The sequence below is a fragment of the Bariatricus massiliensis genome, assembly GCF_900086725.1.
In the GTDB taxonomy this organism is placed as follows: Bacteria; Bacillota; Clostridia; order Lachnospirales; family Lachnospiraceae; genus Allocoprococcus; species Allocoprococcus massiliensis.
This window is the reverse complement of the sequence record NZ_LT574838.1, coordinates 294,658-320,545: the sequence shown is the minus strand read 5'-3', so window position 1 is coordinate 320,545 and position 25,888 is coordinate 294,658. Positions and strand designations below refer to the sequence as shown.

Genomic DNA, 25,888 nt, shown 5'->3' with positions numbered 1-25,888 from the left:
ACGGTGAATTTGCTTAAACAATTTTGGAAGAGGGCATTTGATTATAAAGGTGTAATATCCAGAAGAGATTTTCTCTTGACCGTTGCGGCAGACCTGTTAATATTTATGTGGCTGAATGTAACAGCATTACTGTTTGCGGCACTGGATTCCCAAAGTGGCGGTATCTTATTAACGATAGGCGGAACCTTTGCGTATCTGGGAACAGCTTATCTGATACTGCAGATATTCCCGATGATTGCACTCATTATACGCCGTCTTCATGACCATAATGAGAAATGGTGGTTAATTTTATTGGGAGTGCATCCTATTGGCTTTATCTTTTTGGCCGTCATACTATTCATGGGAACAGTGACGGAAGGAAACCGCTGGAGGCAGATAGATATGCAAAAAGGATTACTTTTGTAATGAGTAAGGTAATGTTCAAAACAGCTGTGAGAAACAGGAGGATTCTCACAGCTGTTTTAAAATTGACATTTAAAATATATATAGATATAATCGTATTATAAATGGAAGATTTTACCAAGAGAAAGGTACAAAAAATGACAGAGGATTTTTCCAATTTAATTAACCGGAATTCCAGCAGGAACTTGAGCAGACAGTTGGAGGATATATTTCGTGATTATATAAATGAGGGAAAGTGGAAACCGGACACTCTCATTCCATCGGAATCTGTGTTAAGCAAATGTTTTGGCGTGAGCAGATCTACGGTTCGCGCGGCCTTGATAAGTATGGAGCAGGATAAACTGTTGTACCGCATTCAGGGGAAAGGGACGGCAGTGCTGTCCAAGCAGCTAAGCAGCAGCCTTCCTGCTGCAGGACTGCGGAGGGCAATCCATAAAGCAGGATTGGAAAACAATGAAAAGCTTAATGTACTATTGTGTGAAAAAAGAAAGGCGCCGGATGATGTTGCCAGAAAGCTGGGCATACCGATAAATGACGCAGTGATTTATGTGGAACGTACCAGCATTCTTGCGGCTTCACAAGAGCCGCGCTCACTTCAATATATTTATATTCCCGAGAAAATAGCAGATGTTATCAATTTGTCAGAGATAAGGAGTCATTTTTTTCATGAACTTTTCGAGCGGGCAGGAATCTATATGTGCCAGACAAAAGAGTGGCTCAGTGTGTCGGGAACGAATCACCATGAGTCAGAATGTCTGAAAGTTAATTTGCACACGCCTTCTTTTGTCATTGAGGAGCTGCGTTTTAATCAGTACAAAGTACCATATTATTACATGAAGATAATCCGTCCCGGCGGAAGCTTGAAGTTTGAATTTTCTTCTGCTCAGGAGGAAGGGGAAAAGTAGCCGCTGTTTAAATTTAGATAAAAAAAGTCAAGAACCTCTTGACGGGACAATTTTTTCTTCCTATAATAACATAGTATATTGGAAAAACGTTGATAAGGAGTAGTAGGAGCTGTACGTTTTCAAGAGAGCTGCCGGGCGGTGAGAGGCAGCAGACGGAATCTCTGAACTCGCCTTTGAGTTCTTCTGCTGAAGGAGGCAGCTATGCCGTCATCTAGGCAGGAGCGGGAATTCCCGTTATAGAATCACGAGTGCACTGCTGCATATGAATCAGAAGAGGACGGCGGTGAAGAAGAGTGGTACCACGGAACAAAGTCTTTCGTCTCTTAGCTTTTAAGAGGCGGAGGACTTTTTATAGGTTTAAGAAAACGGAGGAAAAAACAATGGCTGCACCTTATAATCATAAGGCAATCGAGAAAAAATGGAAAGCAAAGTGGGCAGAGAATCCGGTGAATCCTAAAGTGGATGAGAACGGCAATCCAAAGCAGAAGTATTATTGTCTGGATATGTTCCCGTATCCGTCAGGCAACGGACTTCATGTTGGCCACTGGAGAGGGTATGTTATCTCTGACGTATGGAGCCGCTATAAACTGCTTCAGGGATATTATATCGTTCATCCGATGGGCTGGGACGCATTCGGGCTTCCGGCTGAGAACTATGCGATTAAGATGGGCGTTCACCCGGCGAAGTCTACGGCGGAGAACGTGGCGAATATTAAGCGCCAGATTGACGAGATATCCGCATTATATGACTGGGATATGGAAGTGAATACAACAGATCCGAACTTCTACAAATGGACACAGTGGATATTTGTAAAGATGTTCAAGGAAGGCCTTGCATACGAGAAGGAATTCCCGATTAATTGGTGCCCTTCCTGTAAGACAGGCCTTGCCAATGAAGAGGTCGTAAACGGCAAATGCGAGCGGTGTGGGACAGAGGTCACAAAGAAAAACCTGCGTCAATGGATGTTGAGAATCACCAAATACGCAGACCGTCTTCTGAATGATCTTGACAAGCTGGACTGGCCGGAGAAGGTCAAAAAGATGCAGAGCGACTGGATTGGCAAATCTTATGGGGCCGAGGTGGATTTCCCTGTCGACGGAAGAGACGAGAAGATTACAGTCTACACGACCAGACCGGACACGCTGTACGGCGCAACATTTATGGTACTTGCACCGGAGCATGAGCTGGCTGCAAAGCTTGCCACACCGGAGACAAAAGAGGCTGTGGAGAAGTACATCTACGATGCATCTATGAAGTCAAATGTAGACCGTCTTCAGGACAAGGAAAAAACAGGTGTATTTACCGGCTCTTATGCGGTGAACCCGTTAAACGGCGCAAAGACACCTATCTGGCTGTCAGACTATGTTTTGGCTGATTATGGAACCGGCGCTATTATGTGTGTTCCGGCTCATGACGACCGAGACTTTGAATTTGCGAAGAAATTCGATATTCCAATCGTGCAGGTCATTGCAAAAGACGGAGTAGAGATTGAAAATATGACAGAAGCATACACAGAAGCGGCTGGAACTATGATTAACTCCGGTGAGTGGAATGGAATGGAGAGCGCGGTTCTGAAAAAAGAGGCGCCTCACATTATTGAGAAGCAGGGCATCGGTAAGGCAACTGTTAACTTCAAGCTTCGCGACTGGGTATTCTCCCGCCAGAGATACTGGGGAGAGCCGATTCCGATTGTACACTGTCCGGACTGCGGCGCTGTTCCGGTGCCGGAAGACCAGCTTCCACTGACGTTGCCGGAAGTAGAATCCTACGAGCCAACCGGAACCGGAGAATCTCCGCTGGCAGGTATCGACGAGTGGGTCAACACAACTTGCCCGGTGTGCGGAAAACCGGCGAAGCGCGAGACCAACACCATGCCACAGTGGGCAGGTTCCTCCTGGTACTTCCTGCGCTACGTTGACAGCCACAATAACGAAGAACTGGTTTCCAGAGAAAAAGCGGATGCGATGCTTCCGGTAGATATGTATATCGGTGGTGTGGAGCATGCGGTGCTTCATCTGCTGTACTCCAGATTCTATACAAAATTCCTCTGTGATATTGGAGTAGTGGACTTTGACGAACCATTTACGAAGTTGTTCAATCAGGGTATGATTACCGGAAAGAACGGAATCAAGATGAGCAAGTCCAAAGGAAACGTTGTGTCACCGGACGATTTGGTACGGGATTATGGATGCGATTCGCTGAGAATGTATGAATTGTTCGTAGGCCCGCCGGAATTGGATGCGGAGTGGGATGACAGAGGTATCGACGGAGTTTACCGCTTCCTGAAAAAACTTTGGAATCTGCTTATGGACAGCAAGGACAAGGATATCAAAGCGACCAAGGAAATGCTGAAAGTCCGCCATAAGCTGACATACGACATAACCACTCGTTTGGAAAATTTCAGTCTTAATACAGTAATCTCTGCGTTTATGGAGCATACGAACACCTTGGTAGCTATCGCTAAAAAAGAAGGCGGAGTCGACAGGGATACACTGGATACCCTTGCAATACTGATAGCACCGTTCGCCCCTCATATGGCAGAAGAAATCTGGGAAGAGCTTGGAAACAAAGGCAGTGTCTTCCATGCAGGATGGCCAAAATATGACGCTGAGGCTATGAAGGATGACGAGATTGAAATCCCGGTGCAGATTAACGGAAAGACAAGAGCTGTTGTAACGATTCCGGCAGAGTCTTCTAAGGAAGAAGCAATAGCGGCCGGAAAAGAAGCGGTAGCGGATAAGCTGACCGGAACGATAGTGAAAGAAATTTATGTACCGAAGAAGATTATTAATATTGTGCAGAAATAATTGAGAAGAAATTCTCATAAGTGAATATCGTGCTTGGAAATATTGAAATGCTTGCTTAAAATCAAGGTTTACAGATCTTTTTCTTCAAGAAAAAGGTATCATAAAATATCGCAACAGATTTTTAAAATGGAGTAATATTGGAGTAAAAAGCGAAAGAAAATGGAGTAAATATTTCAAGGTAAAATGAGAAATGACGTAGGTAGTGGAAACACTATCTTCGTCATTTTTGCTTTAGAAATGGCTTATATGTGTAATTAATGAACCCTAAAGAAGGATATGTATGAACAATTGGAAATATGCATGACAGTAGTGGAAAAATATGCTAACATTATATAAATGAAATCTGTTTTAACTAATGAAGAAGAGAGTATTTTATGTCGAAGAAAATTATGTTAGCATTATCAAATGTAGAAGGAGATTGTGATAAACTGGTACACTGTGAAGACCTTGATAAAAATGATTATGAGACAAAATAAAATATCCTCAGAATGAAAGTGCTAAAATTACGAATACGAGAGAAGGAACAGTAGATGTTTCAGTAGAGGATGAAAATAGTGTTTTTGAAAATACTAGGGAGGTAGAAAATGCAGAACACAAAGAAGATATGGTGTATTATGAGTGGTGCAGTAATATTAGTGGTAGGAATATTCATTGTACCAAGATGTTTAAAAAAATTAACAGGAGAAATTTATAAGAAAGGTCATAGAAAAATTAATTTTGAAAATCTTGGACCGGAAATTGTAAAAAAAGATACTAAGGAGCAAGAAAATGGAAATTAATACTGATAAAATTGCAGAGGATTGTATTAAAGCCATAAATGAAAAGATAAAAAATTTAAAAACGCTTAATATCATTGTGGCAGGTAAAACGGGAGTGGGAAAAAGCACATTAATTAATGGCATGTTTAGAGAAAACTTAGTTGAAACAGGAATGGGGAAGCCTGTAACAATGCATATGAGAAAAATTAGTAAAAAGGGTTTTCCTTTAAATGTTTATGATACAAGGGGATTTGAATTAGGGAAAGATGCTCAAGTAGAAGTGAAAAAGGAAGTTGTTGAAGTAATTCAGAAGGGGATTGTATCTAAAGATGTAAACGAGTCTATCCATTGTATTTGGTATTGTATCAATACAGCGTCAAATCGTGTAGAGCAGGAAGAAATAGATTGGCTGAAAGATTTTACAAAAGAAAATCAAGTTACACAAGTTCCAATTATTATTGTTCTCACACAGTCCTTCTCTAAGAAAAAGGCTAAAGAAATGAGAGATATGATATTGAATGAGAATTTAGATGTCATCCAAGTTGTTCCAGTCTTAGCTATGGACTATGATATTGACGATGAATATATTGCGAAAGCGTATGGATTGGATACACTAATAAAAGTGATGAGTGAGGTTTTACCAAATGAGTTACAAGACACTTTGCAAAATGTTCAAAAGGCTTCTTTAGAAGAAAAAAAGCGATATGCACAAGCCGCAGTAGTAACAGCAACAGCCGCAGCGTTTGGTGAGGGATTTTCCCCGATTCCTTTTTCGGATTGTGCATTATTAATACCAACGCAAGTCGCTATGATTGCTTCTATAACTGCTATTTTCGGATTGGATATTAATAAAAGTCTTATAACATCTTTTGTTTCTTCGACTGTGGGAGCAGGAGGTGCAACAATTGCAGGGAAAACAATAGTATCAAATCTGTTAAAATTAATTCCGGGTGCAGGTACTATTGCAGGGGGTTCAATTTCTGGAGCAACAGCAGGAATGCTAACTACAGCGTTAGGTGAAGCATATATTTTATTGATGGAAGCTATTTATAAGGGGGAATTGAAGAGTTCGGAAATGAATACAGATATAGGTAAACAGGAAATGAAAAAGCTATTTAAAGAACGTATAAAAGCTAATAAATAGTATACATAGCCAACTAGAAATTTTATGGGGAGAAACGATATATCGTATGTAGTTATTGGTAGAATAGGAGTTATGTATAATATTATCATATAAATGATTGATTAGAGAGTGTGCGGAAAACTGCTTAAGCCAATAGGAAAAGAATTTTGTGAGGAGTGCAAGCTGGGAATATATAAAAGAACAATTAAGGTAACTGGCACAATTACTTTAGTATCATTTTTAGAGTGCTTAGCGTTGCATTATCTATGTGTTTCAAAGGAAGCAGATTTTGGGTGTAATATTGCGCTTGGAATATTCGGTAGCTCATTACTAACCTTAATATCTTCAATAGTTGGATATAGAGTAGAATGTAAAAGGGCTATTGAAAAATTTTATTATTATACAAACAAAATTCTGAAACAAATAAATCAATATCAACTAAACATGTCTTTAGAGGAAAAAATTGATTTTTTATTGGAATATGTAGAGAATGATAAAATAGAATGGGATTCATGTCTTGGAGATATAGATTTAATATTTGATTTCGGAAAAGAGAAGTTTAAATATATTTACAATTCCATATATAAACCATTACGGGAACTGCAGAGGGCTATACAAAATCATTATTGGCATTTTAAATGGCATAAAGATGGCTCGGGAAAAAATAATAAAGTTATGGAGAATTTTATAGCAGAAATTGAACCTTTGATATTTGACAAAAAAGAAGAACAAATAAAACCAATGGCGTAAGTGATGGAAACATTACTTACGCCATTGGTCTCATATGTAGAATTTGTTTACTTTTTGGAAACTTGTGTCGGTTTTACATTTCTAAAGTAAGAAGCTTTAGAGAATAACTCACGATTTGTACTTCCAAAAGCTTCCTTGGATAATGTCTCCTTTTCCAAACGGTTCGCAGAGAGTACTGCCTTGAGCAGAACTATGGAGCGAATCCATCCAAAGATAAGTAAAAGAATCATTCCACCCAGAATAAGCCGGCCTGTTCCCGTCATTGCTCCGGATAGCTCAAAATGGATGCATGGGATGAGAAAGATAATGAGAAACACTGTAAAAAATATGGTATTCCATTTTCTGAACCAAGTCGCATTTTCTATATTTTTTTTCATAATGAACGCCTCACTTTTATTTGAAAAATAATTTCTTTTGTTAATTTTACTTTACCACAAATTGGCTATGAACGGAAATGCAGGTTTGGAATATAAAAACATTCCTATTAGTCATGATTGTATGGTATAATAATTGCACATACGTGCAATAAAAGGCAATTGCATTGCCTTTTGCCGCTTAAGCGGCTATTATACCGGCAAGCCACGACTTGAAAAGTAAATGGCGCAAAGCGCCGCTTCCTTTTCTGCGTTTGTGGTATAATAATTGCGTATACGTGCATGAAAGGCAATGAGGTTAAGGGAGGGATGACCGTGAATGAGAAAGATTATATGATATTAAAAGTGCTGGGGGAGACTAAAAATATCACGCATGCTTCAGAGATACTATTTATGACGCAGTCCGCTCTTTCTAAAAGGATTAAGATGATTGAGCAGGAATTTGGAAAGAAGCTTTTAATTCGTTCTTATCAGGGGGTGACTTTTACGCCTGCCGGAGAAAAGGTCTTGGAGTTTTGTCAAAATTCTATTTTAGAACTTGATAAAGTGAAGCAGAAATTAGAGTGGATTGAGGGGGAGATCAGCGGAACTTTAAAGGCCGGATATTCTATCAGTTATGGGACTTACCGCCTTGCCAAGGAGATTTCAGACTATCATAAAGCCTACCCTAAAGTGAACCTTCAAATCAGTTCGGAGCAGAGTGGGCAGCTGTACCAGCAAATGCTGGACGGAAGCTTGGATATTGCGATTATCCGGGGAGAATATCCGTGGGAAGGGATAAAATATATGATATCGGAAGAGAAGGTCTACAGCGTGTGCAGCAGGGAAAATCAAGATAAACCGTTATCTGACTATATGTACATAAACAGGAAAACAGATCCTCTGCTTGTCGGTCAGATGATGAAGTGGTTAAGGGAGGCGAATCTGGATACGCACTCTTCTAATATATGCGTAGACAATATTACGACTTGCCGGGAATTAGTGCAGACGGGAATCGGCTGGGCGATTCTGCCGGAGATCGCATTGGAGGATTTCGATGGAATCAAAAAGCAGTTATTTTTTAAAAACGGAGAACCGTTTATCCGCCATACCTATATTTTCTGTCAGCGGGGCGCAGCGCAGCTTCCTCAGGTGGAACGCTTTATAGAGCTGATTCATAAGCAGAAGGAAATATAAAAAGACAAGCGAAGATGTATAGACATGTCAATGTGGATTGCAAAATGAAAGGTGTGTAAACGGATGAGAGAATTTTATCATATATGTATTGGGCTTACGATTGGTGTCATTGCGGGTTTTATAGTGGGAGGAATCAGACTTATCTTTGGCAGGAAAGTATATTCAGAAGCACGGATCAATGCGACTAAAAAATTTGTAAATGCGGCGGCGGGAGTGCTTAAGTACCTTACTTTTTTACTGCTTGCTTTGGGGGTTGTCTGGTGTGTCTATTTTCTTATACTTGGTATTGCCAATCCGGCGCAGGCTGATTACGCCAACAATATGGCGGAACTTATTGTGTCCGTTTTGACTGTCATATCGATTATCTTTGCGTTTGTTGAATTTTTAAGGCGAAAGGACGAAAAGAAGTAGTTGTATGATACAATGAGTAAAAAGTATTTGGCAGAGGAGGCTGGAGTCTATGGAAATAGAATTAAGACAAGAGAAGACAGAGGATTATAGGACCGTGGAAGAGCTGACCAGAGAAGCGTTTTGGAACCACTTTGGTCCCGGATGTTTTGAACATTATTTGGTACACATTATGAGAGATTCACAGGCATTTGTTAAGGAGCTGGATATCGTAGCTCTTCATAATGACAAGATTGTAGGTAATATTATGTATACCAAGGCATTTGTTTTAGGTGATGACGGAACTAAGAGAGAAGTGCTGTGCTTTGGCCCTCTTGCTGTACTTCCGGAATTTCAAGGCAGGGGAGTAGGGAGAAAGCTGATAGAATATACCAAAGCAAAGGCAAAAGAGCTGGGGTATAAGGCTATCCTGATTACGGGAGACCCTGAGTACTATAAAAGAGCAGGATTTGTTCCGGCGGAAAATTTTTCGATAGGGACGTCATGGGACACTTATGCCGCCGCGCTTCTTGCATGTGAGCTGGAAGCCGGAGCGCTGGACGGCTGCAGCGGAAGATTTTTCGAGGATGAGATATACAATATTGACCAAAGGCCTGCCGAGGAATTTGATAAGACATTTCCGCCGAAGGAAAAGATTACGGGACTTCCTACGCAGGCTAGATTCAATCAGCTCGTGAATATGAATCGGCCGAGAACATAGGAGCAGGGGCAGGGATGACTAACATAGAGATAATCAGGGCTAACGAAGGTAACTTAAAAGACGTGTCGCTGGAGATTCCGAAAAATAAGCTGGTTGTGTTCACAGGACTTTCAGGTTCAGGGAAAACTACGCTTCTGCTGGATGTGCTCTTTAACGAGTGCCAGCGGCAGTATCTGGAGGCCATGTCGATGCAGGGGATTCACAAGCCAAAGGTGGAGCGTATAAAAGGAGCTTCACCGGCTATTTTAATTTCACAGACGGACAACAATAAAAATCCGCGCTCCACAGTAGGTACGATGACAGATATCTATACAGATCTGCGCATGGTATATGAGAAGCTGGGGATAAGAAATTGCCCCTGCTGCGGGGAATTGATATCGGCAGCAGACTGTCTGGAAGAGACAGAGAAAAAAGGGAATGATTTTCATGTATATATGTATTGCTGTAAGTGCGGACAGCGGATGGATAAGATAACAAGGACTCAGTATTCTTTCAATACAAAAGAAGGGGCTTGTCCGGCGTGTGAAGGTCTGGGCAGTATTCATATTATCAAGAGAGATGCGGCAGTGAATGAAGCGTTGTCTCTGGAAGAAGGCGGGATTAGGTGCTGGGAAAAGCGCTATGGGGAATATCAGATTTCTATTTTATATAAAGCTTACCGCTATTATGGAATTCCTGTTCCGGCAGACATCCCCATTAGGGAATTCAGCGATATCCAGAAGGCTGTTTTGTACAATGGGGTCTTATGTGATGAGCTCAGGCGGGAGTTTCATGAATGCAAACCGCCAAGAACGATAGCGGAAGGAAAGTTCGAGGGTGTATTCCCTATTTTGTGGCGGAGGTTCGCGGACAAAAATGGTGATACAATACAGCTGGATAAATTCTTTGAAAATGTGGAGTGTCCGCAGTGCAGGGGAGAGCGGCTCTGCGAACAGAGCAGACGGATCACGGTGAACGGAATACGCCTGCCTCAGCTTTCCTTTTATTCTCTGGATAAGCTTGTCCAATGGCTGGATGAGCTGGAGGGGACGCTTAGCAGGGAACATGAGGAGCTTGTAAATGCTTACCTTCTTGACATACGCACGAAGCTGAATCGTTTTTTGAATGTAGGGCTGGGGTACCTGACATTGGACAGGCAGGTTATTACCTTGTCGGGCGGGGAACTGCAGCGCATGCGGCTTGCGGCTGTCTTAGATTCAGATTTGTCAGGAATCATCTATATTTTGGACGAACCTACGGTGGGACTGCATCCAAAAGATAATGCGGGCCTTGTGAGCATATTAAAAACTTTGAGGGATAAGGGAAATACAGTTCTTGTCATTGAACATGACGAGGATATTATGGCCGCCGCGGATTATATCGTGGACATCGGGCCGGGAGCCGGGAAATATGGCGGACAGGTAATTGCCGCCGGGACACTGGAGACAATTAAAAGTACGAAAGAATCTGTGACAGGAAACTATTTAAGTATGCCTCATCCGGGGAAAAAGATATTTCGAGATGCGTCGAAGATTGCACTTCATATCGAGAATGCAGACAAATATAATCTTAAAAACATTTCGGTGGATATACCGGCCGGATGTATGACGGCGGTCACCGGACCGTCAGGTTCCGGCAAATCGACGCTGGTATTCGAGGTGCTAGCAAAGGGAAATCGTGAACGGGATTCCAACCGGGTGTCCGGACTTGACAAATTTGACGGAGTGATAGAGATTGAACAGTCGGCGATCACGAGAATGAAGCGCTCCAATGTGGCGACATATTCTGCTGTCTATTCAGAAATCAGGACGCTTTTTGCAGGATTGGAAGCGGCAAAAGCGGCAGGGCTGTCAGCAAAGCATTTTTCCTTTAACACACAGGGGGGAAGGTGTGAACATTGTCAAGGATTGGGGTATGTGGACAGTAATATGCTGTTCTTTGCCAATACGGAAATTGTATGTCCGGTTTGTGGAGGCAATCAGTTCAACGATACAGTACTGTCCGTCAAATATCAAGGCCTTTCTATTAAGGATGTGTTGAAGCTTTCTGTAGATGAGGCAGTGCAGGTGTTTGACGGCCATGTAAAGATTATAAATATTTTGGAACTCTTACAAGATGTAGGGCTTGGGTATCTGGAACTTGGACAGTCAGTGACGACACTATCCGGGGGAGAGGGGCAGCGCCTCAAGCTCGCCGGGGAACTGATAGGAAGAGCGGCAGGAAAGCATAACCTCTATCTTCTGGATGAACCTACAATTGGGCTGCATCCCAAGGATATTGAACATTTTATGATTCTCCTGAATCGTCTGACAGACGCAGGGAATACCGTGGTTGTAGTAGAGCATAACCAACAAATTATAAGAAATTGCGATTGGGTCATTGAGTTAGGGCCGAAAGGCGGAGACAAGGGCGGAAGCGTCGTGTTCGCCGGGAGACCGGGAACGCGGAAAGGAAGGCTGGTATCTTCAAAATCTAAGATGGGCAAAGAAATGTAAATACAGATATGAAAAAGAGCAGGAGCATACTTCTCCTGCTCTCAGCTATTATATATACTTTCTTAGATAAGACAGTAAGTTTTCTAGAAATTCTTTGTTTGTAGGTGGTTTGTAAAGTTTGACTTTGCAGATTTCTTCAAGTAAATTACGATTTGTTTTCCATGCCACGATGATAGCTGTCCGAATATCATATTCAACACTGTATATGGAAACATCGTAATGAGCAGCCACTTTGGAATATAGAGATGCTGCGATTTTATAGAGTAGTTCTTCATCATGTTTAAGAATATGCATCGAATATTCTATATACCAGTGCCCTTTATAACGAGGCGTAATTCCCACTGCATAAAGTATTTCTTTTGTGACTCTTTCCATTAGCTATTCCTCCCAGATTTTCAATGTACTCACTATGATAAGGTGGAATTTGTCGTAGCATGGCAAAAACGAGGTTGTTCGTATTTTTTTTATAATTTTCCATCACATATATAGTGCTTGTTCAATGGCTCTTATACATGATATAATAAAATAATAGCATTTTGAAATGTAACATTATGGAAAAAATTAGGAAGGCTGGCATTGTGAGGAGGAAAATATTATGTCTAATACTGTAATAGGGCAATGGGATGATGCGGCATTAGTTTATGCCCATTCACAGGAAGTATCTAGTTTAACAAAGATAAATAAAGAGATAGTGTTCAAGCGTTTTAAAAATATAGGTAAGAAAACAGTGTTAGACTTAGGATGCGGCTATGGTAATTATACGGATTTTTTTTGGAAAGAAGGAGCTGATGTCATAGGATGTGACGGTTCAGCAAAAATGCTCCATATTGCGCAGGAAAAATATCCTCACTGTAAATTTGAATTGGTGGATATCGAAAAATCGCTGCCATATAAGGAGGGACAATTTGATATTGTATTCTGTAATCAAGTTTTGATGGATATCGAGAGACTCGAGGAAATCTTAACAGAGATATCTAGAATCATAAAAACGAATGGTATCTTTTATATGTCAATTGTCCATCCGGCTTTTTATGATGGAGACTGGCTGAGAGATGAGTCGGGTTACTGTAAAGCCAAAATCATACAAAAATATTTATCTGAATACAGCTTTGATAATGAATTTTGGGGAGTCACCAGTCATTTTCATAGACCTGTCAGCAGATATATCAATGCAGCCCTGCAAAGTGGATTTGCGTTGACAGAGCTATTAGAGCCGGAATCGTATGACGGGGTAGAAAAAAATAAGGAAATTCCGCTTTTCTTATTTTTAGAGTTTCGTCGTGTATAAAAATAGCTTAGTATTAGGGGAAGAAATTATGAAAATTTATGTAGATGCGGACGCATGTCCGGTTGTCAAGATCGTCGAGAAGGTTGCCGCGCGGGAGGATGTCCCGGTAATGCTGTTGTGTGATACGAATCATGTACTTTCGTCGGCCTACAGTGAGGTGAAAGTGATAGGAGCTGGGGCGGACGCTGTAGATTTTGCGCTGATTAATCTGTGCAGGGCTGGGGATATTGTCGTGACACAGGATTACGGTGTGGCTGCGATGGCGCTTGGCAAGAGCGCTTACGCAATCCACCAGTCAGGTAAATGGTATACCGATGATAATATAGAACAGATGCTGATGGAGAGGCATATCGCGAAATCGGCCAGAAGGGCTTCAGCGAAAAACCACATAAAAGGACCGAAAAGACGTACGGAAGAGGATAATCGGAGGTTTGAGGAGGCTTTTTTGAAGATGGTGCAACTGGCGAAGCAGGGAGAAGGATAATATAAAGAAATGATTCTGAAAATTTTCAACAAAATCTTTAATAAAATCTCTTGACGACCATATAAATCCATGCTATAATCAAGAAGTATTTTAGGTAGGATTTTGATTTCACATATTTTTGTAAGTCACGAAGTTTTCATGCCTTACAAAAATATGTGATTTTTTTTTCGAGTTAAGATACAAAATATTATATTTAGGAGGTACCAACAATGACAGGTACAGTAAAATGGTTTAACAGCACAAAAGGATTTGGATTTATCACTGATGACAGCACAGGAGAAGACGTATTCGTACATTTTTCAGGAATCGCTGCAGAAGGATACAAGAGCTTAGAAGATGGACAGAAAGTTACATTTGACACAACTGAAGGAAACCGTGGTCCTCAGGCTGTTAATGTAATGGTTCAGTAATCATACTGATAAATTAGACAAACGAGACAGAGAGGGAATCCTGCTGAGGATTCTCTCTCTTTTGCTGTCCGGACATTTATTTTAAGTAGAGCCATGATAAGACGATATTTTACAAGCCTTTTAAATTCTAATATAGTATGATAAGGGTATTGACAGGAGGGATAAGACGGATGGGACAAAATAATATGAAAGGCCATATGGCGGCCTTGCTGACAATTCTAGTGTGGGGGACTACATTCATATCTACAAAAGTACTGCTGGTTTCTTTTCAGCCGGTGGAGATTCTGTTTTTCAGATTTATTATGGGATTTGTAGTGTTGATTTTAGTATATCCTCATCGGCTTAAGTTAAAGGACAAAAGACAGGAAGGCATATTTATGCTGGCCGGCCTGTGTGGGATATGTATGTATTATCTTCTGGAAAATATAGCCTTGACTTGTACGCTGGCATCCAATGTGGGTGTCATTATATCGGTGGCTCCTTTTTTTACAGCGATCTTGACCAGATTATTCATGAAGGAAGAGGAAAAGCTGAAGGCCAATTTTTTTGCCGGTTTCGCTGCTGCCATGATTGGCATATGCCTGATCAGCTTCAATGGTTCACGGCTTGAGCTGAACCCACTGGGCGATATCTTGGCGCTTGTGGCCGCTTTCGTCTGGGCATGCTATTCTGTACTTACAAGAAAAATAAGCAGTTATGGATACCACACAATACAGACGACCCGCAGGACATTTGCCTATGGCATTTTATTTATGCTTCCGGCTTTACTATTCTTTGAGTTTCACCTTGACTTAGGACGCTTTGCAAATCCGCTGTACACAGGAAATATCATTTTCCTAGGTATAGGGGCGTCTGCGCTCTGCTTTGTGACATGGAACTTTGCGGTCAAGGTGCTGGGGGCGGTGAAGACAAGCGTGTACATTTATTTGGTGCCGGTCATAACAATCGTTACATCGGCGCTGATTCTGCATGAGAAAATAACGGCGATGGCAGCGGCTGGGACAATACTTACCATGGCAGGCCTCTTTCTTTCGGAGTACAGGCCGAAGAATACGAAAGACTTTAAGGCAGATAATTAACGGCGATTATGGCCGCGCCCAATACGGTCAGGACAATGCCGGTAGCCCGGTTGAGAACTTTTGCGGAAGCTTTATTGGCAAATTTAGCAGCGATTCTGGCCCAGAGCAGTGTGCTGAGTATGCAGAATAAAAAGCTTGTCCAGTCAGGTGCGCCACCTATGGCAAAATGGCTGGCGGCCCCGGTAAATGCAGTAAAGGTCATGATGAATACGCTGGTTCCCACGGCCGTCTTTAATTCGTATCCTAAGATACTCGTGAGCAGCAGGAGCATCATCATACCGCCGCCGGCCCCGATAAAACCACAGATGAACCCGACCACAGAGCCGCAAAGTATGGATTGAATGACGCGCTTTTTCGTCTCAACGGCTTCCATTTTTGCCTTCGTAGTCATGACGGGACGTACAATAAATTTGATGCCGAGCAGCAGTGTCATGAAAGTTGAGAACCCGCCCATAGCGGTACTTGGCACGAAACTGGATATGTAGCTTCCTACAAGCGTAAAACAAAGGACGGAAATCATCATCACGATACCGTTCCGAATATCGAGATTTTTGTTTTTCCCATAGGTGTAGGCAGATATGGCGCTGGCAAGGACATCGCTGGCCAGCGCGATACCAACCGCCATATAAGGTTCCATTCCTAGAAAAGTAATCAACATAGGACTGATGACCGCCGCCGCGCTCATACCCGCGAATCCTGTTCCCAGTCCTGCGCCGATTCCGGCGACAAAACATATCATAAATTTATAAAGCACAGTGCACCTCCTGCATGTATTTTTTGTGGAAATATGTTATAAATAGAACGGTTTTTATTATAACATAATAGATTAAAATGTCAATGGGGACAAAACGTAATTGAACTTCTGCAGGGTATCATGTATAATATACATGGTATTAATAACACAGTGATTAGAACGGAGGGCTAAAGAAATGAAAATTGCTATTGGTTGCGACCCAAATGCGACAGAGTACAAAACAATCTTAATTCCATTTATCGAAGAGCTTGGACATGAGTGTGTAGATTTCGGAAGTGATGATCCGATTTATGCGAACACAGCTATCAATCTTGCGAAAAGCGTTGCGGCAGGAGAGTGTGAGAGAGGTATCCTCATCTGTGGAACCGGTATTGGTGTAAGCATTGCGGCGAACAAAGTGAAAGGTGCTTATGCGGCACTTGTAAATAATGTATATCAGGCACAGAGAGCACAGCTCAGCAACAATGCCAATATTATCACCATGGGCGCACAGGTTACTGGAATTGAGCTGGCAAAATGTCTGGTCAAAGAATATTTAAGCGTAAAATATGACCCGAATTCCCGTTCAGCCCCGAAGGTAGGAAGAATCACAGAGTTCGAGAACGAATAGAAGCAGTACATTATCAGGGTATCCGCAAGGATACCCTGTTATTTATGACATAGGAAACTTTTAATAAAGTTTTTACAAAATTATAAAGAAATATCTATTGAATATGCCGGGATATCCATATATAATGTGTGATAACTTGGTAAGGGATATCTTGCCAAATAAAAATGAACGGAGTGGACATTATGATTTCTTCTGGGGGTTATGGGTTATCCAGTTATTTTTATCAGTTTTTTCAGACGCTTGTCTATACGGCGCCGGCCATATTGATAGCTATCTCGCTGCACGAGTTCGCGCATGGGTACGTTTCTTACAGGCTGGGGGATATGACGCCGAAGCTGGATGGAAGGCTGACATTGAATCCTTTTAAGCATCTGGATGTATGGGGGACGGTCTGTCTGCTCTTTTTCCATGTGGGCTGGGCGAAGCCGATACGGGTGAATACAAGGAACTATAAGAATAAAAGAAGAGATATGATTCTCGTGGCGGCAGCAGGGCCGGTGATGAACTTTTTGCTGGCGTTTCTGTTTCTATTGTTTTATGGGCTGTTTTACAAGTATGGTAATGGAGGACTGATCAGCGGCTATTTGAAGATGCTTTGTTATTATACCGCTGTGTTGAATGTAGGGCTTGGCGTGTTCAACCTGATTCCAGTACCGCCCCTCGACGGTTCTAACATATTGGCGGAACTGTTTCCGGCCGTAGAGCGGTTTTATTTCAAAATACGCAGGTACAGTTTTGTGATTTTGGCAGGGCTGCTTTGGCTCGGAGTTTTGAGCTACCCGATGGCTATGCTGGACAATACGATACTCGGCGGCATGTGGAATTTGGTAAGGAATATTTTGCGCATCGGCGTTATGGTCAATACCGGTGGAGGCGGGACGGTGATTTAGATGAAATATACAAAAGAGGAAATCTTTACAATCCCCAATTTGATGGGGTATTTTCGGATCTTGATGATACCGGTATTCTGCTGGCTGTATTTGAGTGGAAGATTCATTCCTGCAATCATTGTGATCATCGTATCTTCGGTGACAGATTTATTTGACGGAATGATAGCGAGAAAGTTCAATATGGTCACGGATTTGGGAAAGATGCTGGATCCGGTGGCGGACAAGCTGACACATGCGGCGCTGGCAGTGTGTCTGGCTGTCAGATATCCGCTGATGTGGATTTTGATAGCGCTGATGGCGGTGAAGGAAGGATTCATGGCCTACCGTGGATTGACGAATATAAAAAACGGCCGCCCCATCGAGGGGGCAGAGCTGTACGGGAAGGTATGTACCGCATATTTATTTGTCATGCTCATTGTGCTGATTTTGTTCAGAGGGCTTCCGCCTACAGCGGCCAATCTTTTGATAGGGGTGGGCATCTTGATTATGGCCATTACACTGTGCTTATACATAAATAAATTCCGGCAGGAGAGAAAAAAGGGAGCCCCTAACGGGCAACACCATTAAGGAAGTAATTTAGTAACCGCAGGGCGGCATAGTCAAAGGCTATGCCGCTCTGTTTTTCCCTTGAGAAAAGGACCGCTTACACGGCATTTTTAAACTGGGGTACCTATCATTTTTGTGCATATAGTGAGAGGATTTTTTTGTGAAAACTTGATACTATTAAAGGAGGAGATCGGCATGGAGTGGGTAGAGCGATTAAATGCTGCTATAAAATACATTGAGGAGCATTTGACAGATGAAATTGAATATGAAGAACTGGCAAAATTACTTTGTTGCTCGACTTATCATTTCCAAAGAATGTTTTCCTTTATGAACAATGTTCCATTGTCTGAGTATATTCGCAGGAGGAAATTGTCATTGGCGGTATCTGATATACAGAACAACGAGAAAATTTTAAATGTTGCCCAAAAGTATGGGTATTCCTCTCCAACAGCGTTTTGCAGGGCATTTCAAAATCTGCATGGGATTGCACCCTCTGAGGCAAGAAAAAAGGGGGTGTTATTAAAAACTTATCCACCAATAAGTTTCAAATTGACTATCAAAGGAACAGAAGAATTGACTTATCGAATTGAGGATAAAGCTCCTATTCACATTAAAGGTATTTCGATGCCTTTGGAAAAGTCGATGGAGCAAAACTTTTTGACTGTTCCACAGTTTTGGAATAAGGCAGTTGAAAACGGAACTCTAACTAAACTTATGAATATGGATAAAGTAGAATTTGATAATCTGCTGGGAGTAAGTGTTTGTGGAAATCGTGAAGAATGGAAATATTATATTGCTGTTTCATCTTTGCAGGATGTGAAATGTGAATTTGAAGAATACACCATTCCTGCTTCTAAATGGGCGGTTTTTAGTGGGAGTGGAACAAATTTATCTTTACAAGAATTGGAACGGCGTGTAATTACAGAATGGCTCCCGTTTTCTGGCTTTAAATATGGTAATGCGCCGGATATAGAACATTATATACAAGCTAATCCAGATAACGCAGTATATGAATACTGGTTATCAATACAATAAAAGGAGTGAACTTATTAAAAATATGAAGGGGCATTATCAGATGAATAGCGTTGAAATCATTGAATATCTGAGGGAAGAGGCAACAGAGAAATATAAATCCAATATTGTCAAAATGGGTATCCCCGAAAGGTATTGTATAGGCGTATCAACTGCTACATTAAGGAATCTTGCAAAACAACTGGATAAATCAAACCAATTAGCTTTTGAATTATGGCATACCAATTACCACGAGGCAAGACTGCTTGCGGTACTTTTATTCGAGCGTAAGAGCCTTGAATTTTGTGAGATTGATAATCTTATGGAAGATGTAATTTCATGGGATTTGTGCGACCACTTATGCAAAAACCTGATTATTAAACTTCCAAATTACAATGAGTACATAAGTGAATGGATTACTTCGAATCACATATACAAAAAGCGAGCGGCATTTACACTAATTGCTTCTGCAGCTATACATGATAAAAGAATAAAGCAGGACACAGTAACTTTATATTTGAAGTTAATACACGAACATTCAAACTATGAGCATGAGCATATTAAAAAGGCTGCTTCATGGGCTTTGAGGGAGGTAGGGAAAGTTGATTTTAACTTTAATGAAGAAGCACTTTTATTAGCCCACGAGTTATTAGAAAGTGGAAATAAAGCACAGGTTTGGATTGCAAAAGATGCCATAAAGGAATTGGAAACTGTAATTAAAGTGGAAGGAAGAAAGCGTTTGATTTCGTCTAAATCCAAAATGGGTATGGAGGCATATAATGAAAGTAACACTGCCCAACGAAAAAACGTTGCTTCGGCGGCGGGATGCTCCTGCGCCAAATAAAATATAGAAGTCATACGGCGGGTTGAATATTGATTTCAATCCGCCGTTTAGGGTAGGAATGTTACGCGACAGAGGGTGTCCTTGTTTACAAAAGTTCCTTATCGGTGTTCGCCTAACGGGCAGCTCCCTCTAATGTTGTCCATTTTGTGCAGTCCCATACCTCGGATACCACGTCGCGGTAGAACTCCGGCTCATGGCAGATAAGGAGGACGCTTCCCTTATATTCGAGAAGTGATTTCTTTAATGCGTCTTTTGCGTCGGCATCCAGATGATTGGTGGGCTCGTCCAGAAGCAGGATATTCGTCTCCCGGTTCACCAGCTTGCAGAGGCGGACTTTTGCCTGTTCCCCGCCGCTCAACACACGCACCTGACTCTCGATATGCTTCGTGGTCAGTCCGCATTTGGCCAGAGCGGAGCGCACTTCATACTGTGTGAAGGAGGGGAATTCCTCCCAGATTTCTTCAATACAGGTGGTGCGGTTGTCGCCCTTCACTTCCTGTTCAAAATAGCCGATCTGCAGATTCTCGCCCAGCTCACAACTGCCTTTCAACGCCGGAATCAGGCCGAGAATACTTTTGAGAAGCGTAGTCTTACCGATTCCGTTGGCACCCACAAGGGCTATCTTATGTCCCCGCTCCATAGAGAGGTTCAAAGGCTTGCTTAAGGGCCGGTCATATCCGATGACTAAATCGTGGGTCTCGAAAATATATTTACCCGGTGTGCGCCCGGTCTTAAAATGGAATTCCGGCTTCGGACGTTCCGCAGCCAATTCTATCACATCCATCTTGTCCAATTTTTTCTGTCTCGACATGGCCATATTTCGTGTGGATACTCTGGCTTTATTACGGGCAACAAAGTCCTTGAGCTCACTGATTTCCTGCTGCTGCCGCTTGTAAGCGGCCTCGAGCTGCGCCTTTTTCACCGCATAGACCTCTTGAAAATGCTCGTAATCGCCCACGTAACGGTTCAATTCTTGATTCTCCATGTGATAGATGATGTTGACTACTTCGTTCAAGAATGGAATGTCATGTGAAATCAGGATAAATGCATTTTCATAATCCGTCAAATACCGCTTCAGCCAAGTGATGTGCTCCTCATCCAGATAGTTGGTAGGCTCGTCCAGAAGGAGGATATCCGGCTTCTCTAAAAGAAGCTTGCCGAGCAGGATTTTCGTGCGCTGTCCGCCGCTCAAGTCTGTGACGTCACGGTCGAGCCCAAGTTCCAGAAGTCCCAGCGCTCTGGCGACTTCCTCCACCTTGGAGTCGATAATATAAAAATCGTGCATCGTAAGCGTATCTTGAATCGTTCCCAGCTCTTCCATCAGCATATCCATGTCCGCAGGGTCAGTCTCCCCCAAGGAATCGCAGATTTGATTCATCTTTTCTTCCAGTTCAAACAAATAGGAAAATGCAGATTTCAGCACATCCCGGATGGTCATTCCTTCATCAAGCACTGTGTGCTGGTCCAGATAGCCTGCACGGACATTTTTGGCCCATTCAATTTTTCCTTCATCCGGCTCGAATTTTCCGGTCACAATGCTGAAGAACGTGGACTTGCCTTCCCCGTTCGCCCCCACAAGTCCAATATGCTCGCCTTTTAAAAGGCGGAAAGAAACATCATTGAAAATAGCACGGTCACCGAAGCCGTGGGTCAAATGTTCTACATTTAAAATACTCATAATCTTTCGTAGTTCTCCTTTGTCGCATAAAATGATAAAAAAAGCTGACCTCATACATGGTCAGCGATTCGTTTTTCTAATTTTTCTCACACTTCATTATCCATGATATCATAAGCCGAAATAAAAGTCTAGTATTTTATTTTTCTTTTTGTTACGATAACTATGCTTTGAAAGGAGGAGTGAAGTCATGGAGTGGGAAAAGAAGCATTTGGCAGATTGCCGTAAGGAGATAAAAGAGAATATCGAGCGGCTGGAAACCCAGCTTGCCGAGGTGACGGCGGAGTCCGAGGAGTTGTTCCGGGCGGTGCGGCTCGGAGCGAATGAGCTCTACAGCCAGCTTGTGGTGAGTGTGGATATCAAGGAGGGCTGTCAGGTCTCTCTGCGGAAGAACCGGACGGCCTACGAGAAGCCGTATTTTGGACGGATTGATTATGAAGGGGTGGAGACCGGGAAGAAGGAGCAGCTTTATATCGGGAAAAACGGGATCATGCTGTCGGGACACCGTATGCTTGTGGTGGACTGGCGCGCGCCTGTAGCGTCCGTTTATTATGAGAATGAGCTGGGGCGGGGGAGTTACGGCACGGTGGACGGGTCAGAGATTCCCATTGAGCTGAGTCTGAAGCGCACTTTCGATATCGCGGACGGCAGGCTCCTTGGATATTATGACAGCGATGTGGCGGCAAATGATGTGCTGTTAGTCAAGTATCTGTCACAGAATAAAGAGGCCGTTCTGGGTGATATTATTTCTACGATACAGAAGGAGCAAAATCAAATCATACGTGAGACACCTTATGCCAGCCTTATTGTGCAGGGAGTGGCCGGGAGTGGGAAAACTACGGTCGCGATGCACCGCATTTCCTATATATTATATAACTACAAAGAAAAATTTGCGCCGGAAGAGTTCTGCATTATCGCGGGCAGCGAGATGCTTCTGCACTATATCACCGCCAGCCTGCCGGAACTGGAGGTGAGCAATGTAAAGCAGCTGCGCATGGAGCGCTTTTTTGTGCGGATACTGGAGCAGGAGTGGAAGAAAAGTTACCGGTTTATCAGGACGGGAGCCGGAGAATCCGGTAAAAGTAAACTTTGCTTTATCAAGGCATTGGAGGAATACTTGCAGAAAATACGGGAAAGTGTTTTCCCGCTGGAAGATATCGGCGACGATAAGGACGGAGTATTCATGAGCGGCGAGAGTATACGGGAAACGTTAGAACGAAGCGGGGAGAAGTCCATAGCTGCGCTGGTTACCTACTTGAATGAACGTCTGAGAGGCAGAATCAAAATGCTGCTTGCCGAGGAGGAACAAAAGGAGCTGAGAGCCCGGAAAATCAAGGAATATAAAAATTGGTTTGTATGGAAAAAAGGACGGAAGCTTTCAGATATCTATATCGAATTTCTGCTGGATTATCTGCGCGGTAACCCGGAGGAGCTATGGATTGAAACTGTGCTGGAACATGTCCAGAAGGGACGGTTCGATATTTACGATATGGCTGCCCTTACTTTGATCTATGTGCGAGTGTCGGCAAAGGAAAAGAACACAGACTTTCGCCAGATTATCGTGGATGAGGCGCAGGATTTCGGGGCGGCAGTCTACTATGTACTGCGGCAGGCGCTGCCGGACTGTTATTTTACAATCATGGGAGATGTGTCCCAGAATATTAATTTTGAGACCGGGATGAACGAGTGGGATACATTGGCGGAAGGCGTTTTTGCGGCGGCCAAGGTAAGGTTCCATGTACTGGCAAAAAGCTACCGCAATACGATTGAAATCTCGCAGTATGCGGGAAGGGTGCTGAGCGCGGCATCGGCAGGGAACTATAAAATCGAGCCCGTCATCCGCCACGGGAAGCCGGTGCAGCTCTGGAAGCAGGAGGTTTTGCCAGAGGGAGGCGGGGACACATTCCGGCAGATGGGAGATAAGGCCCTTTCCCTGATCGGGGATATACAAAAATCCGGATATGAGACCATTGCGGTAATATGCAGAAATGAAGCACAGGCGGAGCTGGCGGCAGGCCTGCTTGGTGTTACGGCGGGGGCAGCCGGGGAGGAAGACTTTAAAAAGGGAGTGATGGTGCTCCCTGTAGAGCAGACAAAGGGGCTTGAATTTGACGCAGTCATTCTCTGGGAGCCGAGCGCTTCCAATTATCAAGAAACTGCTGCCGACGCCAAGCTGCTTTACGTTGCCATCACCCGGGCCCTGCATGAACTGCACTTGATTTATAGCGGAGAACTCTCCAAGCTGCTTTGAAATTGTGGCAAGCTATGTTATGATTGATATAACAGCGGACACATACAAAAGTGGACGTAAGGAGGGATTTTATGGATGGATTGTATAAGTCGGCTAAGAGCGCGGTAAGAGAAGTACAAAAAGCGGTGGTAGGAAAAGAAGACGCGATTGAGAAGATTATGATGGCGATTGCGGCCAAGGGCCACATTTTGATAGAGGATATGCCGGGTGTGGGCAAGACGACCATGGCGCTTGCATTTTCAAAGGCAATGGGGATAAAGGAGCACAGAGTCCAGTTCACACCGGATGTTATGCCGGCGGATTTGACGGGATTTTCTATCTATCAGAAAGAAACGGGACGGTTCGTCTACCAGCCGGGTGCGTTAATCTGCAATCTGTTTATGGCGGATGAGATAAACCGGACTTCACCGAAGACCCAGTCGGCCCTGCTGGAAGCCATGGAGGAGGGGACTGTGACGGTGGACGGCGTGACGAGGAAGACCGGTACTCCCTTCATCGTGATCGCGACGGAAAATCCAGTGGGTTCCGCCGGGACGCAGCTTCTGCCGGATTCCCAGCTTGACCGTTTCATGGTATGTCTTCGTATGGGATACCCAACGGTTCAGGAGGAAGTGGAGATTCTTAAGCGTAGAAAATATGGCAGTCCGGTGGTGCAGGTGGAGCGTGTGATGACGGCGGAGGATATTCTGGAGATGCAGGAGGAGACGGCGTCAATCTATATCCATGACTTGATATATGCTTATATTGCGGAGCTGGCTAAATCCACCAGAGAACAGGAACTTCTTGACACGGGGCTCAGTCCCCGTGGTACGGTGGCGCTGTCTGCCATGGCGAGAGCGAAGGCATGGATTTCTGGCAGGAACTATGTCTTGCCGGATGATGTGAAGGATGTATTTTTATGTACGGCGGCCCACCGGGTTCATCTAAGCACGAAGGCACGGGTGGGGCACGTGCTGCCGGAGGATGTGCTGACAAAGGTACTGCAGGAAGTAAAAGCGCCTGCCGTCAGAGAGAAATAGGTGGGATATGATGAAAAGAGTCTGCATATATGCCGCTGTTTTCTGCCTGACGCTATACTGCTTCTTCCTGTATGAGGATGAGATTTTGTCGGGACTTTTGGCAGCGGAAATCATATATTTTGTTTTTTCTTCCGCAGAGTTACTAATTTTGAGGAAAAAAATCAGCCTGTCTTTTGGAAGAATATTGCCCATAGCGGAGAAGAATCAGGAAGTGACGGCATATGTGACCGTGAAGAATGAATCCACAATGCCGGGGGTACATTTTCGAATTAAAATACGGCTATTGAATCAGTTTTCCGGGGAGACCGGAGGCTGTGTGCTGCGGGGAAGTGTGGAAAAGAAGGGACAGACCACTACGCAATTTACCTTCCGGGCGTCAGGTTGTGGAAATATGATTGTGGAGGCTAGGGAGCTGCATCTCTATGATGCATTTCACATTTTAAAAATAAAGCGAAGGACAAACTTGAGACAGAAGGTCGGCATTTTGCCGGAATGTCATATTCTTCCCTTGGAGATAACGAGGCGGACAAGGGAATTTATTGCGGACGCGGAGGAGTATTCAGATCATGAAAGCGGGGACGACCCGTCTGAAATCTATCAGATCAGAGAGTACCGGGAGAAGGATTCCGTGCACGATATTCATTGGAAACTGTCTGCCAAGGCTTCAGAACTGCTGGTCAAGGAGCATGGACGCCCTATGGGGTGTGTAGTCTTGATTTGGCTGGACTTGGAGCAAAAAGGGGAGAGGCTCAAAAATAGACGGGTACTTCCCAAACAAAGACAGAAAAGAGCCCGCACTCCGGCGTATGTGCTGGAGGCGGCCGCTTCATTGTCTCTCTCTCTTTTGGAAGAGAAGTGTGTCCATATGGCTGCATGGTACGAAAAGGAAAACCAGCGGATCGTAAAAAAAAGAGTCAGCAGGGAAGAACATGTCTATGAGCTGATGCACCGCCTATTGTTCACGGAGTCTTATGAGGGGGCAGAAGCAGCCGAAAGCCTGAGAGAGGAAGCGTTTAAGGGGGAGAGCTTCAGCAGTACCGTGGAATTTGATATGGAAGGAAGAATTAGCGTAAATGGGGTGCAGCTCCACAGGCTGGACGGAGACAAGGAGCCGGAGTGGGACAAGTTGTTTTTGACCGTATAAAGGGGA

Annotated in this window: 26 protein-coding genes and 1 other annotated feature; of the genes, 22 read left to right on the top strand and 4 right to left on the bottom strand. The window is 43.4% G+C overall.

The features are described 5' to 3' along the window. Positions 1–3 precede the first annotated feature (3 nt). From BN6465_RS13170 to BN6465_RS13145, 6 genes are all read left to right on the top strand, one after another. A complete protein-coding gene (locus tag BN6465_RS13170; RefSeq protein ID WP_066736030.1) occupies positions 4–405 on the top strand; it encodes a DUF805 domain-containing protein in 402 nt (133 codons plus the stop codon). Positions 406–539: 134 nt separating this feature from the next. Then, the gene (locus tag BN6465_RS13165; RefSeq protein WP_066736028.1) at positions 540–1,307 is read left to right on the top strand and encodes a GntR family transcriptional regulator; all 768 of its coding nucleotides are present in this window, start codon (positions 540–542) and stop codon (positions 1,305–1,307) included. An 80-nt stretch (positions 1,308–1,387) separates the two neighbouring features. Next, positions 1,388–1,634, top strand: a binding site (T-box leader). A 53-nt stretch (positions 1,635–1,687) separates the two neighbouring features. Next, on the top strand, positions 1,688–4,114 hold the full coding sequence (leuS, locus tag BN6465_RS13160) for a leucine--tRNA ligase (protein ID WP_066736027.1): 2,427 nt from the start codon (positions 1,688–1,690) through the stop codon (positions 4,112–4,114). Between the two features lie 584 nt (positions 4,115–4,698). Next, positions 4,699–4,893, top strand: coding sequence for a hypothetical protein (locus BN6465_RS13155; protein ID WP_066736025.1), 195 nt, complete (start codon positions 4,699–4,701; stop codon positions 4,891–4,893). Beyond that, complete coding sequence (locus BN6465_RS13150) at positions 4,883–6,016, top strand: YcjF family protein (RefSeq protein WP_066736019.1); 1,134 nt, start codon at positions 4,883–4,885, stop codon at positions 6,014–6,016. The genes BN6465_RS13155 and BN6465_RS13150 overlap by 11 nt, the downstream gene beginning before the upstream one ends. A gap of 108 nt (positions 6,017–6,124) precedes the next feature. Then, positions 6,125–6,745: a hypothetical protein gene (locus tag BN6465_RS13145; protein WP_066736017.1), complete on the top strand. Its 621-nt coding sequence runs from the start codon at positions 6,125–6,127 to the stop codon at positions 6,743–6,745. Between the two features lie 47 nt (positions 6,746–6,792). Here the strand turns inward: BN6465_RS13145 and BN6465_RS13140 are convergent, their stop codons facing one another. Further along, the gene (locus tag BN6465_RS13140; protein ID WP_066736015.1) at positions 6,793–7,122 is read right to left on the bottom strand and encodes a hypothetical protein; all 330 of its coding nucleotides are present in this window, start codon (positions 7,120–7,122) and stop codon (positions 6,793–6,795) included. A gap of 312 nt (positions 7,123–7,434) precedes the next feature. Here BN6465_RS13140 and BN6465_RS13135 point away from each other — a divergent pair, with 312 nt between their 5' ends. From BN6465_RS13135 to BN6465_RS13120, 4 genes are all read left to right on the top strand, one after another. Then, positions 7,435–8,295 (top strand): LysR family transcriptional regulator, encoded by an 861-nt coding sequence (locus tag BN6465_RS13135; RefSeq protein WP_066736014.1) that lies wholly within the window; start codon positions 7,435–7,437, stop codon positions 8,293–8,295. Positions 8,296–8,358: 63 nt separating this feature from the next. Further along, positions 8,359–8,706 carry a transporter gene (locus BN6465_RS13130; protein WP_066736009.1) on the top strand — a complete coding sequence of 116 codons (348 nt, stop codon included), beginning with the start codon at positions 8,359–8,361 and terminating at the stop codon, positions 8,704–8,706. Positions 8,707–8,755: 49 nt separating this feature from the next. Continuing rightward, a complete protein-coding gene (locus BN6465_RS13125; protein ID WP_066736004.1) occupies positions 8,756–9,403 on the top strand; it encodes a GNAT family N-acetyltransferase in 648 nt (215 codons plus the stop codon). A gap of 14 nt (positions 9,404–9,417) precedes the next feature. Beyond that, a complete protein-coding gene (locus tag BN6465_RS13120) occupies positions 9,418–11,877 on the top strand; it encodes an ATP-binding cassette domain-containing protein (protein ID WP_066736002.1) in 2,460 nt (819 codons plus the stop codon). A gap of 48 nt (positions 11,878–11,925) precedes the next feature. Here BN6465_RS13120 and BN6465_RS13115 read toward each other — a convergent pair whose 3' ends face one another. Then, entirely contained in the window at positions 11,926–12,252 is a 327-nt protein-coding gene (locus BN6465_RS13115) for a sporulation initiation factor Spo0A C-terminal domain-containing protein (protein ID WP_066736000.1), read from the bottom strand. 220 nt (positions 12,253–12,472) lie between these two features. On the opposite strand from BN6465_RS13115, the gene BN6465_RS13110 reads away from it, so the two are divergent. From BN6465_RS13110 to BN6465_RS13095, 4 genes are all read left to right on the top strand, one after another. Beyond that, complete coding sequence (locus BN6465_RS13110; protein ID WP_066735998.1) at positions 12,473–13,165, top strand: class I SAM-dependent methyltransferase; 693 nt, start codon at positions 12,473–12,475, stop codon at positions 13,163–13,165. Between the two features lie 28 nt (positions 13,166–13,193). After that, positions 13,194–13,649, top strand: a complete 456-nt coding sequence (locus tag BN6465_RS13105) for a YaiI/YqxD family protein (protein ID WP_066735997.1) — start codon at positions 13,194–13,196, stop codon at positions 13,647–13,649. 209 nt (positions 13,650–13,858) lie between these two features. After that, the gene (locus BN6465_RS13100; protein WP_066735996.1) at positions 13,859–14,059 is read left to right on the top strand and encodes a cold-shock protein; all 201 of its coding nucleotides are present in this window, start codon (positions 13,859–13,861) and stop codon (positions 14,057–14,059) included. A gap of 170 nt (positions 14,060–14,229) precedes the next feature. Beyond that, positions 14,230–15,138 (top strand): DMT family transporter, encoded by a 909-nt coding sequence (locus BN6465_RS13095; RefSeq protein ID WP_066735994.1) that lies wholly within the window; start codon positions 14,230–14,232, stop codon positions 15,136–15,138. On the opposite strand, the gene BN6465_RS13090 is transcribed toward BN6465_RS13095, so the two are convergent. Then, positions 15,122–15,877: a sulfite exporter TauE/SafE family protein gene (locus tag BN6465_RS13090; RefSeq protein ID WP_264466706.1), complete on the bottom strand. Its 756-nt coding sequence runs from the start codon at positions 15,875–15,877 to the stop codon at positions 15,122–15,124. The two genes, BN6465_RS13095 and BN6465_RS13090, sit on opposite strands and share 17 nt — an antisense overlap. A 190-nt stretch (positions 15,878–16,067) precedes the next feature. Here BN6465_RS13090 and BN6465_RS13085 point away from each other — a divergent pair, with 190 nt between their 5' ends. The 5 genes from BN6465_RS13085 to BN6465_RS13065 all read left to right on the top strand — a co-directional run bounded on the left by BN6465_RS13085 (position 16,068) and on the right by BN6465_RS13065 (position 19,793). Then, positions 16,068–16,502, top strand: a complete 435-nt coding sequence (locus BN6465_RS13085) for an RpiB/LacA/LacB family sugar-phosphate isomerase (RefSeq protein ID WP_066735991.1) — start codon at positions 16,068–16,070, stop codon at positions 16,500–16,502. A 182-nt stretch (positions 16,503–16,684) separates the two neighbouring features. Then, positions 16,685–17,392, top strand: a complete 708-nt coding sequence (locus BN6465_RS13080; RefSeq protein ID WP_066735989.1) for a site-2 protease family protein — start codon at positions 16,685–16,687, stop codon at positions 17,390–17,392. Then, entirely contained in the window at positions 17,393–17,959 is a 567-nt protein-coding gene (locus BN6465_RS13075) for a CDP-alcohol phosphatidyltransferase family protein (protein WP_066735988.1), read from the top strand. Between the two features lie 174 nt (positions 17,960–18,133). Then, entirely contained in the window at positions 18,134–18,973 is an 840-nt protein-coding gene (locus BN6465_RS13070; protein ID WP_066735987.1) for an AraC family transcriptional regulator, read from the top strand. Between the two features lie 40 nt (positions 18,974–19,013). Further along, positions 19,014–19,793, top strand: coding sequence for a DNA alkylation repair protein (locus BN6465_RS13065; RefSeq protein ID WP_066738653.1), 780 nt, complete (start codon positions 19,014–19,016; stop codon positions 19,791–19,793). Between the two features lie 112 nt (positions 19,794–19,905). Here the strand turns inward: BN6465_RS13065 and BN6465_RS13060 are convergent, their stop codons facing one another. Then, a complete protein-coding gene (locus BN6465_RS13060; protein WP_066735986.1) occupies positions 19,906–21,471 on the bottom strand; it encodes an ABC-F family ATP-binding cassette domain-containing protein in 1,566 nt (521 codons plus the stop codon). 187 nt (positions 21,472–21,658) lie between these two features. On the opposite strand from BN6465_RS13060, the gene BN6465_RS13055 reads away from it, so the two are divergent. The 3 genes from BN6465_RS13055 to BN6465_RS13045 all read left to right on the top strand — a co-directional run bounded on the left by BN6465_RS13055 (position 21,659) and on the right by BN6465_RS13045 (position 25,882). Further along, positions 21,659–23,719 (top strand): HelD family protein, encoded by a 2,061-nt coding sequence (locus BN6465_RS13055; protein WP_066735984.1) that lies wholly within the window; start codon positions 21,659–21,661, stop codon positions 23,717–23,719. Between the two features lie 71 nt (positions 23,720–23,790). Continuing rightward, positions 23,791–24,738 (top strand): AAA family ATPase, encoded by a 948-nt coding sequence (locus BN6465_RS13050; RefSeq protein ID WP_066735982.1) that lies wholly within the window; start codon positions 23,791–23,793, stop codon positions 24,736–24,738. A 7-nt stretch (positions 24,739–24,745) separates the two neighbouring features. Then, positions 24,746–25,882 (top strand): DUF58 domain-containing protein, encoded by a 1,137-nt coding sequence (locus tag BN6465_RS13045; RefSeq protein WP_082891708.1) that lies wholly within the window; start codon positions 24,746–24,748, stop codon positions 25,880–25,882. The last annotated feature ends 6 nt before the right edge of the window (positions 25,883–25,888 follow it).